We start from the raw sequence: 16030 nt of genomic DNA on the forward strand, positions 1-16030 counted from the left end.
GTGGGTGTTTTGGCGTGTGGCGCTTGGGCTCCTGGCCGTTGTGCCGTGTGATACCCCCCTCTGCCCTGCCGGGCATCTCCCCCACAGGTGGGGAGATTGGCTGGGCGCGACCGCTCGCTCCACGCTCATTGTTTGGCTAGGAGCAAGCCACGGGTCGATCTCCCCCCTTGTGGGGGAGATGTCCGGCAGGACAGAGGGGGGTATTCCACGGCACGCCCTCTCGGCAGCTCCTCACTCCCCTCAAGCCGCCGTCGAAGCCACCAAACCCCCGCCCGCAATCAACCGCTCGGCTTCCGCAAGCGGCATCGGCTTGCCCAGCAGATACCCCTGAACCTCATGAAACCCTTCCTGCCGCAACCGCAGCAGTTGCGCGTCGGTCTCGATCCCCTCGGCGAGCGTCGTCGCGTTGAAGCCGGAGCCGATACCGACGACGGCGCGCACGATCGCCAGGTTACCGGGATCGGTGTCGATGCCGGCGATGAAGCTGCGGTCGAGCTTGATCTTGTCGAAGGCAAAGGCGCGCAGGTAGCTGAAGGAGGAGTAACCGGTGCCGAAATCGTCGATGGCGATGCGGATGCCGAGCTCCTTCAGCGCCTTCAGGAGCGGCAGGCTCTGCCCGACATCGGCGAGGAAGACCGATTCCGTGATCTCGATCTCCAGCCGCTCCGGCCGCAACCCGCTCTCGTCGAGCGCCGAGACGACGCTCGCAAGCAGGCTGGTGTGGCGGAACTGGCTGACGGAGAGATTGACGGCCACCTTCAGGTTCGAGGGCCAGCGTGCAGCGGTCCGGCAGGCCTCGCGCAGCACCCACTCGCCGATCGCGACGATCAGCCCGGTCTCTTCCGCAACGGGAATGAACTCCATCGGCGGCACCAGCCCGCGCTCCGGATGGTTCCAGCGGATCAGCGCCTCGAAGCCGCCGAGGCCGTCATTTTCCAGCTGCACGATCGGCTGGTAATAGAGCTCGAACTGGTTCTTCTGCAGCGCCTCGCGCAGCTCAACCGTCAGCAAGTGCCGGCGCTCGGCCTCGAGCCGCATCGAAGGCTCGTAGAAACGATAGGTCGAGCGGCCGCTTTCCTTGGCGGCATAGAGCGCAAGGTCGGCATGCCGCATCAGCACGTCGTCGTCCTCGGCATGATCGGGCGCCAGCGCGATGCCGATGCTGCAGGTGACATGCTCGTTGACGCCATCGAGATCGAAGGGCGAGGATAGCGACGCAAGCAGTCGCTCGGCGAACCGCTCGATGCAGCCGGCCTCTCGGAAGCCGACCACAAGCGCGAACTCGTCGCCGCCGAGCCGCGCCACGAGATCGCCGTCGTCGGCAAGACCGGTCAGCCGCGCGGCCACCTGGCAGAGCAACGCGTCGCCGGCCGCATGGCCCTTGCTGTCGTTGATATGCTTGAAGTGATCGACATCCAGATAAAGCAGCGCCACCGGCTTGTCGGCGGTGGCAAGCGAAGAGACGCGCTTGATGTGGTCGGCGAAGAAGGCGCGGTTCGGCAGGCCGGTCAGAACGTCGTGCATGGCCATATAGGCCAGCCGCGCCTCGACCGAGCGCTCCTCGGTCACATCCTGCGAGATGCCGAGCAGGTAGCGCGGAGCGCTGCCATCGGGTGACGGCAGGGCACGCTTGACGGTTCTCAAAATCCGCTGCTGGCCATCTGAGCGCTGCATTGTCTCTTCGAAGCTGATCGCCGCAGGCGCCGCGAAGGCGCGGGCATCCTGCTCGCGAAATGCAGCCGACTGCTCCTTGTCGAAGAAAAGGTGATCGCTGCGGCCGACCACGTCTACAGAACGACGGCCGACGATCTCGCCGCAGGCTTCGTTGAAGAGGATATAAAGGCCATCCGCGTCCATGTCCTTGACGAACACGCCGACCGGCAGGTTGTCGACTATGCTGTCCAGGAGCGAGCGCGTGTCGCTGACCTCGCGATGCGCGGCATTGACCTCGGTCTGGTCCTGCACGATGGCGAGGATCGCGTCGCGGCCGTTGAAGCGCACGCCGCGCCCATAGGTCAGCACCTCGAGCATCGTGCCGTCGGCCTTCAGATGCGTCCAGCGCTCGGCCCGCTCCATGTCGGTGCGCGCATGCACGGCTGTCAGCATCCGCTGACGCTCATGCGCAGGACGGATGTCGAGCACGGTCATGCCTTCATAGGCTGCCCGCGAATAGCCATAGAGATCGACGGCGGCATTGTTGACGATCAGGAAGCGCAACGTGTCGGGGTCGTAGACCCACATCGGCGACGGATGGGTTGCGAACAGAGACTGGAAATCATCATTGGGAGTATCGGTCGAAACGAATGCTCTCTGAATACCTGTCATAGGCAATATCACAATCACATGAATCTGATGGCTGATTCCGATGACCATAGTGAAAAAAACTAAATAAAATCAGAATCATAGTTCGCACAAACTTTAGGCGAACCGCCTTCGCGCTGTGCAGCGCTAACCGCTTGTTATGATGTTTTGCGGCTTTTCTTCACACACTGGAAAGGTCTGCACAAAGATCGGCCAGATCAGTGATGCCAGATCAGTGGTGCCAAATCAGTGATGGTTATGCGCGCACTGCCCGTGATCGGCCAGAACCTCGATCACCCGGCACTGATCGACCCGCCCGTGGCCGCATCCGGCGACCATCGCCTCCAGCTCCACCTTCAGCGCCATCAGGCTGCGGATGCGCTGCTCGACATCGATAAGCCGCGCCTTGGCGATCGCATCGGCCGAGGCGCAGGATTGGTTCGGATCGTCCTGCAGCGTGAGAAGCGTGCGGATCGCATCGACCTCGAAGCCAAGTTCGCGGGCATGGCGGATGAACACGAGGCGGCTGATGTCCGTCGGCTCGTAGGAGCGCTGGTTGCCCTCGCTGCGGCTTGGCGCGCTCAAGAGGCCGATGCCCTCGTAATAGCGGATCGTCGGCACCTTCACGCCGCTTTGGCGCGATGCCTCGCCGATGGTAATCTTTTTCATCATTTCCCCCTTGCACCTCTAGTCGCTAGAGGATGTAGGAAGGATGCTCGTCAATGACAAGGAAGCCCAAAAGGAAGCCGATGATGAGCGACAGGATCGAGAAGCGCTACCGGGTCGAGGGCATGGATTGCGCCAGCTGCGCGRCCAAGATCGACACCGCCGTGCGCCGCGTCTCCGGCGTCGAGGACGTCTCGGTGTCGGTAACCTCTGGCACCATGACCGTGCGCCACGACGGCAGCAGCGACCTTGCCGCGATCGAAAAGAAGGTGACCGGCCTCGGCTACGGCCTGCGCGCGTTAGCAACCACCGAGGCACCCCGCCCGAGCGGCCAAAGCGCGGAGCACGTGCACGGACCGGACTGCGGCCATGACCACGGACATAGCCACGCGCGGGACCACGCGCACGACGAACATGATCACGACCACCATGACCACGATCATGCCCGCGACAGCGCAAGCGCACCCGCCGAAATCGAAGGCTTGCATGGTCATGACCATACGCCCATGTCCGGCCCATGGTGGCAAAGCCGCAAGGGCCGCCTGACGATCCTCTCGGGCGCCGCCCTCGTCGTTGCGTATATTGTCGGCCATCTCGTCCCATCGATCGCGCCCTATGCCTTCATCGCCGCCATGCTTGTTGGTCTCATCCCGATCGCCCGCCGCGCGATCATGGCCGCGCTCTCAGGCACGCCCTTCTCGATCGAGATGCTGATGACCATCGCCGCCGTCGGCGCCGTCATCATCCATGCCGGCGAGGAAGCCGCGACCGTGGTCTTCCTGTTCCTGGTCGGCGAACTGCTGGAAGGTGTCGCGGCAGGCAAGGCGCGCGCCAGCATCCAGTCGCTGACGACGCTGGTGCCGAAAAGCGCCCTTCTCGAAGAGGGCGGCGCAACCCGTGAGGTGCCTGCCGAAACGCTCTCGGTAGGTTCGACCATTCTCGTGCGCCCCGGCGACCGCATCTCCGCCGACGGCATCATCTTGTCCGGTGAAAGCGCGATCGACGAGGCCCCGGTGACAGGCGAAAGCACGCCGGTGCGCAAGGGCGAAGGCGACGTCGTCTTCGCGGGAACGGTCAATGGCGACGCGGCACTGCGCGTCAAGGTCACCGCTGCCGCCGCCGACAACACCATCGCCCGCGTTGTGCGCCTCGTCGAGGAAGCGCAGGAGAAGAAGGCGCCGACCGAGCGCTTCATCGACCGCTTCTCGCGCTATTACACACCGGGTGTCGTCGTCGTTGCCGCCCTCGTCGCCATCCTGCCGCCGCTGGTCGCTGGCGGCGCATGGGACGAGTGGATCTACAAGGGCCTTGCGATCCTGCTGATCGGCTGCCCCTGCGCGCTCGTCATCTCCACGCCCGCCGCCATCGCCGCCTCGCTGTCCTCAGGCGCACGGCGCGGCCTGCTGCTCAAGGGCGGCGCGGTTTTGGAGACGCTGGGCAAGATCAACGCGGTGGCGCTGGACAAGACCGGCACGCTGACGGAGGGCAAACCAGTCGTCACCGACATATTGAGCTTCGGAAAGCCCGAGGCCGAGGTGCTGACCTATGCCGCAGCACTCGAGACCGGCTCCAGCCACCCGCTGGCGCTCGCCATCCTCGGCAGGGCCGCGCGCGACGCCATCGCCATCCCGCAGGCAACCGACGCCAAGGCGGTGGGCGGCAAGGGTGTGACCGCCACTGTGGCCGGCCTTCAGGTCTTCCTCGGCTCCCCCAAGGCAGCCGCCGAAATCGCGGCACTCTCAGACGAGCAGCAGGCGCGCATCACAAGGCTGAACGACGAAGGCAAGACCGTCTCCGTGCTTGTCGTCGGCGACCAATTGGCCGGCGCCATCGCCATGCGCGACGAGCCGCGCGACGACGCCAAATCGGGCCTCAAGGCGCTGACCGACGCCGGCGTCAGGATCGTCATGCTGACAGGCGACAACGCCCGCACCGCCAATGCTATCGGCAAGGAACTCGGCATCGAGGTCCGCGCCGAACTGATGCCGGAAGACAAGCAGCGCATTGTCGGCGAACTGCAGAAAAGCGGCCTGAAGGTCGCAAAGGTCGGCGACGGCATCAACGACGCGCCGGCGCTTGCCGCGGCCGATGTCGGCATCGCCATGGGCGGCGGGACGGATGTGGCGCTGGAGACGGCGGACGCCGCGATCCTTCACGGCCGCGTTTCCGACGTCGCCGCCATGATCGCGCTGTCGAAGCGCACCATGCGCAACATCGGCGAAAACATCGCCATCGCGCTCGGCCTGAAGGCGGTGTTCCTGGTCACGACCATCGCCGGCATCACCGGCCTCTGGCCCGCCATCCTCGCCGACACCGGCGCCACGGTGCTGGTGACGATCAACGCATTGCGATTGCTGCGGCCGGTTTCATCACAGGCTTAAGACTGTGTTAACAGCATGCGTGGCGCGCCTTTTCCCATGAATATTGAGGGATGAAGAGCGCCACGCTCCGCAGGGCGTGCATTCTCCAATCTATTCAACTAGATGCAAAATTAGATCATTAAACCTGTCTTAAAAAGCGGCAGCTGTTTGAGAGGTTTTTGCAAGGGATTGCCTCTATCCGGCGCGAGTCATTCAATTTGCAAGGCTCGCATATGTTACTCGACGGCATATTTTATCCCAATCAACCGCCCAGTGGATCCGCATCCACGACAACCCCTTCACAGAGCGCTCCGGAAACATCGACACCACCAGAGCAATCCGCTTCCCCCTCCCCGGCAAGCGAAGAGCCCATCAGCTATCCGCCCGAGGAAACGGACGACCAGACCTACACCGCTGAGCCGCAGACCAAGCCTGAGGCCAATTCCGAGCCCGAGGCAGCAGCTCCGGCCGAACCCCAGCCGCAGCAGGCAGCCCCCACGCAGCCCGCAAGCGAGCCGGCAACATCTGGCGAAGCCAGCGAACCAGCAGAACAGCCGGCCACGGAAACGCAGCCAGCCGCCTCTGGTGAGGCCGCGCCGGCACAGCCGCAGCAGAACGCGCCCGCCACGCCCGCCAACGACAACAACGGCGCGCCCAGCGGCACGGCCCCCGTTGCAACACCATTGCCGACGTCTCCGGCCCACACCGCGGGCGCTTCGGCCACGAAGTCATCGACGACATCGGCAAGCGCAGTCGGCAAAAGCGATGACATCGACCTGACTGATCTGGTCCGCAAGCAGGCAGAGCAGACAAGCCAATCCCAGCGACTCCTGTCGATGTTTGCAGGCGGCTCCACCGGCTCGGCGTCGCCGTTCCTGTCGCTTTTCGGCGTCGCAGCCGGCAGCGATGAAAGCCGCGTCAACGCCGTCACGCTTCTCTACCAGCAGTTTTGACGGCGCGCGCCGCAAGACGCCCGCGATCACCATGACAAAGCCCGGCGCAGCCTCCCGCGCCGGGCTTTCGCGTTTCGTGAGCCGCAACCGGAAGGCAGCGCCTGCCACATTCTGGAACCTATCTCTTCCTCGCGCGTTTGTGATCGAGGAGGAGAAGCACCATGACCAATGATTTCAATCGTCCGAATGCCGCGAACACCCCACCACCGGCGAAGAGTTCGTCGAAAACCATGTGGGTTGCAATCGCACTTCTGGTCGTCATCGTCGCTCTGGCGGCAACCTATTGGCCAAGGGGTGCATCCGCTCCCACGGCAACCGCGCCGAGCGCAACGGCACCCGTGACCGAACCCGCGGCACCGGCAACGCCGCCCGCCTCGCAGGCCACCCCGCCGGCTGCAACGCCACCGGCCGCAGCCCCTGCGACCCCGGCCCCGGCAACGCCCGCACCGGCGACGCCTGCCCCCGCAACACCGGCTCCCGCGAACCCGTAGTAGAGCCGGTTCGATCGTAGATAGCGAAAAGCCCGCCAATCCAGGCGGGCTTTTTTGCATGCGAGATCGGCGGGCTCAGTTCTGGCCGGCCTTCAGTACCCGGTGCGTGCTGTCATCGACGGCATTGCCCATCTGGCGGCCGTCCTTGGCGAGGCCGTTGGCGGTGTTGGCACAGGACGAGAGTGCCAGCAGCGAGGTGAGCGCAATGGCGACAGCAAATCGTGTCATGAAAATCTCCCTAATGATCGGCCGGAGCGGCACGCTATCAGGTAGATAGCGCCCGCCAGTCCGCGATCAACGTTGCCGCGAGAACCCGAAACAGAAAACCCGGCACAGTCGCCTGCGCCGGGTCTCTTCACATCTTCCCTGGGAGGAAAGCCTCAATCAACAGCAAATACGAGCGGCTTGGCCTGTCGGATTGCCGGGTTGGCGGTCAATTTTCCAAGCACGTCATCGCTGACGGGGCCATCGACGTAGAGCAGCGCGATCGCGTCACCGCCCTGCTCGCCACGGCCGAGCTGGAAGTTGGCGATGTTGACGCCGGCGGCGCCCAGCGTCGTGCCGATGAAGCCGATCATGCCGGGAACGTCGGTGTTGGAGATGTAGACCATGTTGGCACCGACATCGCCGTCGAGGTTGATGCCCTTGATCTGGATGAAGCGCGGCTTGCCGTCGGAGAAGACCGTGCCGGCGACCGAGCGGGTCTGCTTTTCGGTCTTGACCGTCAGCTTGATGTAGCCGTCGTAAACGCCGGTCTTGTCGCGCTTGACCTCGGAAAGGACGATGCCCTTTTCCTTGATCATGATCGGCGCCGAAACCATGTTGACGTCGGCAACCTGGTTGCGGATGAGGCCGGCGAGCAGAGCCGAGGTCAGCGCCTTGGTGTTCATCGTCGCTGTCGCGCCGTCGAACAGGATCTCGATCTCCTTGATCGGATCGTCCGAGACCTGGCCGACGAAGGCGCCGAGAACGTCGGCGAGCTTGATGAACGGCTTCAGGATCGGCGCTTCTTCAGCGGTGATCGACGGCATGTTGATGGCGTTGGAAACGGCACCCTTGACGAGGTAGTCCGACATCTGCTCGGCAACCTGCAGAGCAACGTTTTCCTGCGCTTCCGTGGTCGATGCGCCGAGATGCGGCGTGCAGACGACGTTGGGCAGGCCAAACAGCGGGCTTTCCTTGGCGGGCTCGACTTCGAAGACGTCGAAGCCGGCGCCGGCGACGTGGCCGGACTTGATGGCTTCGGCAAGTGCCGCTTCGTCGACCAGGCCACCACGGGCGCAGTTGATGATGCGAACGCCGGGCTTGGTCTTGGCGAGGTTTTCCTTGCCGAGAATGCCGCGCGTTTTGTCGGTCATCGGAACGTGCAGGGTGATGAAGTCGGCCTTGGCGAGCAACTCGTCGAGCTCAACCTTGGTGACGCCCATCTCCTGCGCGCGCTCAGCCGAGAGGAAGGGGTCGTAGGCGAGAACATGCATGCCCAGCCCAATGGCCTTCTTGCAGACGATGCCGCCGATATTGCCGGCGCCGATGACGCCAAGCGTCTTGCCGGTGATTTCGACACCCATGAACTTCGATTTTTCCCACTTGCCGGCCTGCGTGGAGGCATCGGCCTGCGGCAGCTGGCGGGCAACGGCGAACATCAGGGCGATGGCGTGTTCAGCCGTCGTGATCGAGTTGCCGAACGGCGTGTTCATGACGATGATACCGCGGCGCGAGGCGGCCGGGATATCGACGTTGTCGACGCCGATACCGGCGCGACCGATGACCTTGAGGTTGGTCGCGGCAGCAATCAGCTTCTCCGTCGCCTTGGTGGCGGAGCGGATGGCGAGACCGTCATAATTGCCGATGATTTCGGCGAGCTTGTCCTTGTCCTTGCCGAGCTGCGGCTGGAAATCGACTTCGACGCCGCGATCACGGAAGATCTGGACGGCGGTTTCCGACAGTTCGTCGGATACGAGAACGCGAGGTGCCATTGGGGGCTTCCTTCAAAAGGTTCAACGATGGAATGTAATCGGGATTGCGAGGCTCCGCTTTTTCAGCGGAGCCGGACGCGATCAACTCAGGCAGCAGCCTGGGAAAGCGTTGCCTTCTGGGTCGAAAACGCCCAGGAGAGCCACGGCATCAGCTTCTGCATGTCAGAAGTTTCGATCGTGGCGCCGGCCCAGATACGCAGGCCCGACGGCGCGTCGCGGTAATGGCCGATGTCGTAGGCGACACCTTCCTTGTCGAGCAGGCTGACGATGCCCTTGGCGAAGTTCGCCTGGCCGTCGGCGTCGAGCGCCAGAACGTCCTTGTCGGTGATCTTCAGGCAGACCGACGTGTTGGAAGCCGTCTCGGCCTTGACCGAAAGGTTGGCGATCCAGTCATTGGCGGCGACGAAGTCGGCGATGACCTTGGCGTTGGCGTCGGCGCGGGCCATCAGACCCTTGAGGCCGCCGACATCCTTCGACCACAGCAGCGCATCGATATAGTCCTCGACGCAGAGCATCGACGGCGTGTTGATGGTTTCGCCGGTGAAGATGCCCTCGATCAGCTTGCCGCCGGAGGTCATGCGGAAGATCTTCGGCAGCGGCCAGGCCGGCGCGTAGGTCGTCAGACGCTCGACAGCGCGCGGCGAAAGGATAATGACGCCATGCGCGCCCTCGCCGCCGAGAACCTTCTGCCAGGAGAAGGTGACGACATCGAGCTTGGCGAAATCGAGGTTCTGCGCGAAAGCGGCAGAGGTCGCGTCGCAGATCGTCAGGCCCTTGCGGTCGGCGGGAATGAAATCGCCATTCGGAACGCGAACGCCCGAGGTGGTACCGTTCCAGGTGAAGACGACGTCGCGGTCGAAATCGATGGTCGAGAGATCGGGCAGTTCGCCGTAACCGGCTTCGATCTTGCGAACGTCCTTCAGCTTCAGCTGCTTGACGACGTCGGTGACCCAACCGGCGCCAAAGCTTTCCCAGGCGACCATGTCGACGCCGCGCTCGCCGAGCAGCGACCAGAGCGCCATTTCGACGGCGCCGGTATCGGAAGCGGGCACGATGCCGATGCGGTAATCCGCAGGCACTTCGAGAACTTCGCGTGTGAGATCAATGGCTTGCTTGAGCTTCGTCTTTCCGACTTTCGCGCGATGCGAACGGCCGAGCGGCGCGTCGGAAAGGGCTTCGAGCGACCAACCGGGGCGCTTCGAGCAAGGGCCAGAAGAAAAATGGGTGTTATTCGGACGGACGTCCGGCTTCGCGGTGGCAGTGGCCATATGTATACCCTTCCAGGTAATTAGCCTCTCGTTGGGGAGAGGTGTCCCGCCGCCGGATCTATTCCTGGTCCCTGTCGCAGTCAAGCGGAAAATCGTTGTGGCTGGATGAGTGCGTTTGGCCACCGCGCAAGATCACGAAAACGTGATCGACAGCCCTTGCACGGCTTGACGCAGATCAAGACCAGCGGGAGCGAACTGCGGAACATGGGGTTCGTAAGCAACCACATGCACCTAAGAAAGTGATTGCCATGAATGCCCCTACAGCCTTTTACAGCACCAGAGCCAATTTGATTATTCCTTTCATGTCGGGCTTCTACGACCGCTTCGCGGAACCCTTCGCATGGGCGGCCATGAGAATCGCCGTCGGCGGCATGCTTGTCGTCGAGGGATGGGTAAAGATCAGCCACCCCCTCGCCCAGGTCGGCTTCGTCGAGAACATCGGGTTCCATCCCGGGTGGCTATGGTCGCCGCTTCTGGCCGGCCTGCAGTTTTTCGGCGGCTTCCTGATCGCGATCGGCCTCTTCACACGGCCCTTGGCGCTCGCCAACACGATCATGCTCGCCATCACGCTATGGTATCATTTTGCCTTCCCTTACGGCTCGGAGTTTCTGACACCGGCCGGTATCGAGGCACTGAAAAGCGGCACGACCGACTACTTCACCCCCGCCGCGCTCGCCCGGCTCAAGGACGGCGGAGAGGCCTTCCTGGAAGCAGTGCAAACCAAGGCGGAACTCGCTTCGCTGTTCTGGATGGGCGGCACGGGCCTGTTCGCAGCCTTCGGCGGCGGCTCCTTCTCGGTTGACCGCACCTTGCTGCAGAAGGAATTCTGACGCCCACCACGCCCCAAAACAAAAAAGCCGCTCGGCGTACCGGGCGGCTTTTTTTTGTTCAATGCACTGGCCTTACTTGTAGACCGGCTGCTGCAGCGGAATTTCCGGAGCAGGCTCGTAGGAAGCCGTCTCGCAACCGCCGAACAGGTAGCGGGCGCCGACGCGTGCTTCGTGAACGTTGAAGCCCTTGTCGCGGCCCGGGCCGCCGTTTTCCGCGAAGCCGAACATGTCGCCGCCGTTGACGTGCAGGAAGCGGTAGCCGACGTCAGCCTTGACGTTGCAGGTGACATCGATCGACGCACCGGCCATCAGGCCGTAGCTGAAGCGCCAACTACCCTTGCCGCCGTGGGTGACGGTGTCATCGCAACCAAGGCCGCTGCCGCTGGTGTCGCAAGACGTGTTGTTGAGGTCTTTCCACTTGACGTAGGTACCGCCGATGCCGGCGCCGACGTAAGGCGTGACGTAGCCGTAGGTGCCGAGATCGACATAGGCGTTTGCCATAAGCGACCATGCGGTCAGCGAAGAAACGTCTGTCGAGGAGCACGAGAAGGAGCAGGCGCCGCCGCCGATACCGCCGCCACCACCGCTGGTCGAGCCATGGAAGTCGGACTTGCCGAGGTAGTCGAGCGTCAGGTCGGTGCGGAAGTAGTTGTTGACCTGGTAACCGACACCGCCGCCGATGGTCCAGGCGTCATCGAGATCGGCGCGGTCGAAGCTGGCTTCGCTGGCACTGCTGCCGCCCTGGAAGAATTTCGCGCCACGCAGGTCGTTGAAGCCGTAGCCGACATCGCCGCGCAGATACCAGCCGGTCGCTTCGGTCACGGTGACCTCGGGAGCGGCGATCGGTTCGGYGGGCATGAGGTCCGCGGCATAAGCATTCGAGGTAATGAGCAATGCGGCGAAGACGCCAGACAAGCTTCTCTTCATGGATCCCACTCCAAGGTTCGACGCCTGGCAGGATCGAGCTCCGCCAGTTGAGTACGTTTCGGTAAGGATAATGAAGTGGAAACGTTAAGCGCTGCTTAACTGTAATTGTAAAACATCGCCTTTTACTCAAAGGCACTGGCAAACCGCTGATTTGGCTCGGATTTTATTGGCGGAACACACATCGGGCTGGTGCCGTCAAAGCCTGCGGATATCACCGTCCGCGCGTCGCTGCCACGCTCATAAAAAGCGCCCGACTTAACAAAGTTAATAGCGGTTCCGGCCGTAAGCGCGTAGGGTGCATCGTCGGTCAGGACTTTTAAGGCAATGACCGCTTGGGAGTTACTAAGCGCTTCCGCCCCTTTATGGAGGTGCGCCCATGTCCAAGCTCAATAGAGCTATTTCGTTCGAAGAAGATCTATCGCCCGTTTTCGAGGCCCTGTCGCTTTGGTGCAGGGAGCAGAGATTCGGGGCAGACAGCCTGCAAGGCTGCGCAGCCGCATCCCGGCTGCTCGACTTCTTCGAAGACGGTGCCATCACGACACCAGCGCTTCTCGACCTCATGCGTCGAGACGTGATCTGACAAAATCGCGATGTACGAATGAGAATGCCCAGCCAAAGGCTGGGCATTGGAAGCTGTGGACGGTGCCTGAGAAAGTCAGGCGGCCGTGCGCACGCTTGAGATCGTTCCGATCAGGTCGTTGACGATGCGCTCGATCTGGCTGCGATCGTCGCCTTCAGCCATGACGCGGATGAGCGGCTCGGTGCCGGACGGACGGATGACCAGACGGCCGCTCTTGGCAAGCTCGGCTTCGGCCTCGGCAATCGCCTGCTGCACATGCAGATCCTCCAACGGCTTGCCGCCGGAATAGCGCACGTTGCGCAGAAGCTGCGGCACAGGCTCGAAACGGCGGCAAATCTCGCTCACCGTCTTGCCGGTGCGCTTGACCGCAACCAGGATCTGCAGCGCGGCCACGAGGCCATCGCCGGTCGTGCCGTAATCCGACAGCACGATATGGCCGGACTGCTCGCCACCGACATTGTAATTGTTGTTGCGCATGTGCTCGACCACATAGCGGTCGCCGACAGCCGTGCGCACCAGACCGAGACCCTTGCCCTGCAGGAAGCGCTCCAGCCCGAGGTTGGACATGACGGTGGCGACAATGCCATCGCCGCGCAGCTGCTGGCTTTCGGCATAGCTTTCGGCGATCACGGCCATCAGCTGGTCGCCATCGACGATCGCGCCGTTCTCATCGACGATAATGACACGGTCGGCGTCGCCATCGAGCGCGATGCCGATATCGGCGCGCACTTCATCGACCTTCTTCTGCAAGGCCACCGGGCTGGTGGAGCCGCAGTTGAGATTGATGTTGGTGCCATTCGGCTCGTTGCCGATGACGACGACGTCGGCACCCAGTTCCCAAAGCACGGCCGGTGCCACCTTGTAAGCTGCGCCATTGGCGCAATCGATCGCGATCCTCAGCCCCTGCAGCGTCACGTCGCGCGGCAGCGTGCGCTTGGCATGCTCGATATAGCGGTCATGAACGCCATCGACGCGCTTGGCGCGGCCGATATCGTCGGACTTGGCCAGCTGCGCGCTCATGTCCTTCTCGAGCAGATCCTCGATCTGCATCTCAAGATCGTCAGAGAGCTTGTAGCCATCCGGACCGAAGAGCTTGATGCCGTTGTCTTCGTATGGATTGTGCGAGGCGGAGATCATCACGCCGATATCGGCGCGCAGCGAGCGCGTCAGCATGGCGACGGCAGGTGTCGGGATCGGGCCGAGAACGAAGGCGTCGAGGCCGGCGGCGGTGAAGCCCGCGACCATGGCGTTTTCGAGCATGTAGCCGGAAAGCCGGGTGTCCTTGCCGATAACGACCCGGTGGCGGTGGTTGCCGCGGCGGAAGATCGTGCCTGCCGCGATACCGACCCGCATCGCGAGATCCGGCGTCATCGGAAACACATTGGACTGACCGCGAATACCATCAGTGCCGAAATAGCGTCTTTTCATATGCACCCCTGTGCCTTGAGCGCGCGTTACGCTGCGCGTCGTCTTAGTCGCAAATTGCACGCCTGCGCGTGTTCCCTCGCCAGAGAGGCCTTCATTGAGGCCACCTTATGTCAGCGGAATGCCACAAAACGCGGCAACCATCACGTCAATTAACGAGAAAATCGATTATATCCCGTTACCAACGAAAAAGGCCGGACACCATCTCGGGTGTCCGGCCTTCTCATGATTTCCAAAGAAAATCAGTGTGGTTGCGGCTCCATGCCGCCTTCGGCCTCATCGCCCTTGGCAGGACGCGTGCCGGTCTTCGGCACGGCCGAACCACGGCTTGGAGGCGTATCGTCGCCCAGATCACGCGACGGCTTTTCGCCACGAATCAACGCTTTGATCTCTTCGCCGGTCAGCGTCTCGTATTCGAGCAGGCCTTCGGCGATGGCCACGAACGCGTCATGGTCGTCGGTCAGGATACGGCGCGCTTCGGCATAGGCTTCGTCGATCAGCTTGCGAACTTCCGAATCGATGGTCATGGCCGTCGCTTCGGACACGTTCTTCGACTGCGAAACCGAGTGGCCGAGGAAGACTTCCTGCTGGTTTTCACCATAGGAAACCTGGCCGAGCTTGTCGGAGAAGCCCCACTGGGTGACCATCGCACGGGCAAGCTTGGTGGCCTGCTCGATGTCGGACGATGCGCCCGATGTGATGTTCTCCTTGCCGAAGGTCAGTTCTTCGGCAACGCGGCCGCCCATCATGATGACGAGGCGCGAGACCATCCACTTGTAGCTCATCGAGTAGCGATCGCCCTCGGGAAGCTGCATGACCATGCCGAGTGCACGGCCGCGCGGAATGATGGTTGCCTTGTGCAGCGGATCGGCCACCGGAACCTTGAGCGCCGTGATGGCGTGGCCGGCTTCGTGGTAAGCGGTCAGCTTCTTTTCGGCTTCGGTCATGGCGGACGAGCGGCGCTCGGCGCCCATCATGATCTTATCCTTGGCGTCTTCGAATTCCTGCATGGTGACGACGCGCTTGTTGCGACGCGCAGCCATCAGGGCAGCTTCGTTGACGAGGTTCATCAGATCGGCACCGGAGAAGCCGGGCGTACCGCGAGCCAGAACCTTGAGATCGACATTCGGCGCCAGCGGCACGTTGCGGGCGTGAACCTTGAGGATGCGCTCGCGACCGACGATATCGGGGTTCGGAACGACGACCTGGCGGTCGAAACGGCCCGGACGCAGCAGCGCCGGATCGAGAACGTCGGGACGGTTGGTCGCCGCGATCAGGATGATGCCTTCGTTGGCTTCGAAGCCGTCCATCTCGACCAGCAGCTGGTTCAGCGTCTGCTCGCGTTCGTCGTTACCGCCGCCGAGACCGGCGCCACGATGGCGGCCGACGGCGTCGATTTCGTCGATGAAGATGATGCACGGCGCGTTCTTCTTGGCCTGCTCGAACATGTCGCGGACGCGGCTTGCGCCGACACCGACGAACATTTCGACGAAGTCGGAACCCGAGATCGTGAAGAACGGAACGTTTGCTTCGCCTGCGACGGAGCGTGCGAGCAGCGTCTTACCGGTACCGGGAGGGCCGACCAGAAGCACGCCGCGCGGAATCTTGCCGCCGAGACGCTGGAACTTCTGCGGATCGCGCAGGAATTCTACGATTTCCTCAAGGTCCTGCTTGGCTTCGTCGACGCCGGCGACGTCATCAAACGTGACGCGGCCATGCGCTTCGGTGAGCAGCTTGGCCTTCGACTTGCCGAAGCCCATCGCGCCGCGCGACCCGCCCTGCATCTGCCGCATGAAGAACAGCCAGACGCCGAGGATGAGAAGCATCGGCAGCAAGGTGCCGAGATAGCTCAGGAAACCGGAAGAACCGTCGGTTTCGGGACGTGCCGAAACGAGAACATTCTTCGTCTGCAGGCGATCGAGCAGATTGTCGTCGACCACAGGCGTATAGGTTTGGAAGGTGGTGCCATTTTCAACATAGCTGCCGGAGACGCGGTTACCCGTGACGACGACTTCCTTGACGCGGCCCGCATCCACTTCACGCAGGAACTGCGAATAAGGGATATCGCGGGAGCTGGTCTGCGCCGGCGACGTCTGGAACATACTGAAGAGGGCAATCAGCAAAAGCGCTATGATTGCCCACAAGGCGAAATTACGTAAGTTAGGGTTCATCGAACTCCCCAGCACTGGAACGACCGCCTCATGGCGACCGCTTTATTTGGCTTCTAACATAGGATTGCGTCAGGCGGTTGCC

At 62.6% G+C, this 16030-nt stretch carries 13 protein-coding genes; 5 read left to right on the plus strand and 8 right to left on the minus strand.

Annotated features, from left to right (window positions below; all coding sequences use genetic code 11):
• Positions 1-240: 240 nt before the first annotated feature.
• Both AC1DOG_RS21145 and AC1DOG_RS21150 read right to left on the minus strand, forming a co-directional pair.
• Complete coding sequence (locus AC1DOG_RS21145) at positions 241-2325, minus strand: putative bifunctional diguanylate cyclase/phosphodiesterase (protein WP_477930829.1); 2085 nt, start codon at positions 2323-2325, stop codon at positions 241-243.
• Between the two features lie 222 nt (positions 2326-2547).
• Positions 2548-2970: a MerR family transcriptional regulator gene (locus tag AC1DOG_RS21150; RefSeq protein WP_477930830.1), complete on the minus strand. Its 423-nt coding sequence runs from the start codon at positions 2968-2970 to the stop codon at positions 2548-2550.
• An 83-nt stretch (positions 2971-3053) separates the two neighbouring features.
• Here AC1DOG_RS21150 and AC1DOG_RS21155 point away from each other — a divergent pair, with 83 nt between their 5' ends.
• From AC1DOG_RS21155 to AC1DOG_RS21165, 3 genes are all read left to right on the plus strand, one after another.
• Positions 3054-5348: a heavy metal translocating P-type ATPase gene (locus tag AC1DOG_RS21155; protein WP_477930832.1), complete on the plus strand. Its 2295-nt coding sequence runs from the start codon at positions 3054-3056 to the stop codon at positions 5346-5348.
• A gap of 212 nt (positions 5349-5560) precedes the next feature.
• The gene (locus AC1DOG_RS21160) at positions 5561-6280 is read left to right on the plus strand and encodes a hypothetical protein (protein ID WP_477930834.1); all 720 of its coding nucleotides are present in this window, start codon (positions 5561-5563) and stop codon (positions 6278-6280) included.
• 161 nt (positions 6281-6441) lie between these two features.
• Positions 6442-6771 (plus strand): hypothetical protein, encoded by a 330-nt coding sequence (locus AC1DOG_RS21165; RefSeq protein ID WP_162725199.1) that lies wholly within the window; start codon positions 6442-6444, stop codon positions 6769-6771.
• Positions 6772-6846: 75 nt separating this feature from the next.
• Here the strand turns inward: AC1DOG_RS21165 and AC1DOG_RS21170 are convergent, their stop codons facing one another.
• The 3 genes from AC1DOG_RS21170 to AC1DOG_RS21180 all read right to left on the minus strand — a co-directional run bounded on the left by AC1DOG_RS21170 (position 6847) and on the right by AC1DOG_RS21180 (position 10015).
• Positions 6847-6999 carry a hypothetical protein gene (locus AC1DOG_RS21170; RefSeq protein WP_018899610.1) on the minus strand — a complete coding sequence of 51 codons (153 nt, stop codon included), beginning with the start codon at positions 6997-6999 and terminating at the stop codon, positions 6847-6849.
• 152 nt (positions 7000-7151) lie between these two features.
• The gene (serA, locus tag AC1DOG_RS21175) at positions 7152-8747 is read right to left on the minus strand and encodes a phosphoglycerate dehydrogenase (protein WP_112944940.1); all 1596 of its coding nucleotides are present in this window, start codon (positions 8745-8747) and stop codon (positions 7152-7154) included.
• An 86-nt stretch (positions 8748-8833) separates the two neighbouring features.
• Complete coding sequence (locus AC1DOG_RS21180; protein WP_477930837.1) at positions 8834-10015, minus strand: phosphoserine transaminase; 1182 nt, start codon at positions 10013-10015, stop codon at positions 8834-8836.
• Positions 10016-10302: 287 nt separating this feature from the next.
• Between AC1DOG_RS21180 and AC1DOG_RS21185 the strand changes: the two genes are divergently transcribed.
• Positions 10303-10845 (plus strand): DoxX family protein, encoded by a 543-nt coding sequence (locus tag AC1DOG_RS21185; protein WP_477930839.1) that lies wholly within the window; start codon positions 10303-10305, stop codon positions 10843-10845.
• Between the two features lie 72 nt (positions 10846-10917).
• Here AC1DOG_RS21185 and AC1DOG_RS21190 read toward each other — a convergent pair whose 3' ends face one another.
• A complete protein-coding gene (locus AC1DOG_RS21190) occupies positions 10918-11772 on the minus strand; it encodes an outer membrane protein (RefSeq protein ID WP_477930841.1) in 855 nt (284 codons plus the stop codon).
• Between the two features lie 376 nt (positions 11773-12148).
• On the opposite strand from AC1DOG_RS21190, the gene AC1DOG_RS21195 reads away from it, so the two are divergent.
• Positions 12149-12352, plus strand: a complete 204-nt coding sequence (locus AC1DOG_RS21195; protein ID WP_113200112.1) for a hypothetical protein — start codon at positions 12149-12151, stop codon at positions 12350-12352.
• A gap of 75 nt (positions 12353-12427) precedes the next feature.
• Here AC1DOG_RS21195 and glmM read toward each other — a convergent pair whose 3' ends face one another.
• Complete coding sequence (glmM, locus tag AC1DOG_RS21200) at positions 12428-13780, minus strand: phosphoglucosamine mutase (RefSeq protein WP_018899615.1); 1353 nt, start codon at positions 13778-13780, stop codon at positions 12428-12430.
• A gap of 239 nt (positions 13781-14019) precedes the next feature.
• Positions 14020-15948 (minus strand): ATP-dependent zinc metalloprotease FtsH, encoded by a 1929-nt coding sequence (gene ftsH, locus AC1DOG_RS21205; RefSeq protein WP_026283219.1) that lies wholly within the window; start codon positions 15946-15948, stop codon positions 14020-14022.
• Positions 15949-16030 lie beyond the last annotated feature (82 nt).

The organism is Rhizobium sp. 01N48 (assembly GCF_056399145.1).

Coding starts and splice junctions, on each gene's coding strand:
- AC1DOG_RS21145 (WP_477930829.1), bottom strand. CDS start 2,325: ATGACAGGTATTCAGAGAGCATTCGTTTCGACCGATACTCCCAATGAT.
- AC1DOG_RS21150 (WP_477930830.1), bottom strand. CDS start 2,970: ATGAAAAAGATTACCATCGGCGAGGCATCGCGCCAAAGCGGCGTGAAG.
- AC1DOG_RS21160 (WP_477930834.1), top strand. CDS start 5,561: ATGTTACTCGACGGCATATTTTATCCCAATCAACCGCCCAGTGGATCC.
- AC1DOG_RS21165 (WP_162725199.1), top strand. CDS start 6,442: ATGACCAATGATTTCAATCGTCCGAATGCCGCGAACACCCCACCACCG.
- AC1DOG_RS21170 (WP_018899610.1), bottom strand. CDS start 6,999: ATGACACGATTTGCTGTCGCCATTGCGCTCACCTCGCTGCTGGCACTC.
- serA (WP_112944940.1), bottom strand. CDS start 8,747: ATGGCACCTCGCGTTCTCGTATCCGACGAACTGTCGGAAACCGCCGTC.
- AC1DOG_RS21180 (WP_477930837.1), bottom strand. CDS start 10,015: ATGGCCACTGCCACCGCGAAGCCGGACGTCCGTCCGAATAACACCCAT.
- AC1DOG_RS21195 (WP_113200112.1), top strand. CDS start 12,149: ATGTCCAAGCTCAATAGAGCTATTTCGTTCGAAGAAGATCTATCGCCC.
- glmM (WP_018899615.1), bottom strand. CDS start 13,780: ATGAAAAGACGCTATTTCGGCACTGATGGTATTCGCGGTCAGTCCAAT.
- ftsH (WP_026283219.1), bottom strand. CDS start 15,948: ATGAACCCTAACTTACGTAATTTCGCCTTGTGGGCAATCATAGCGCTT.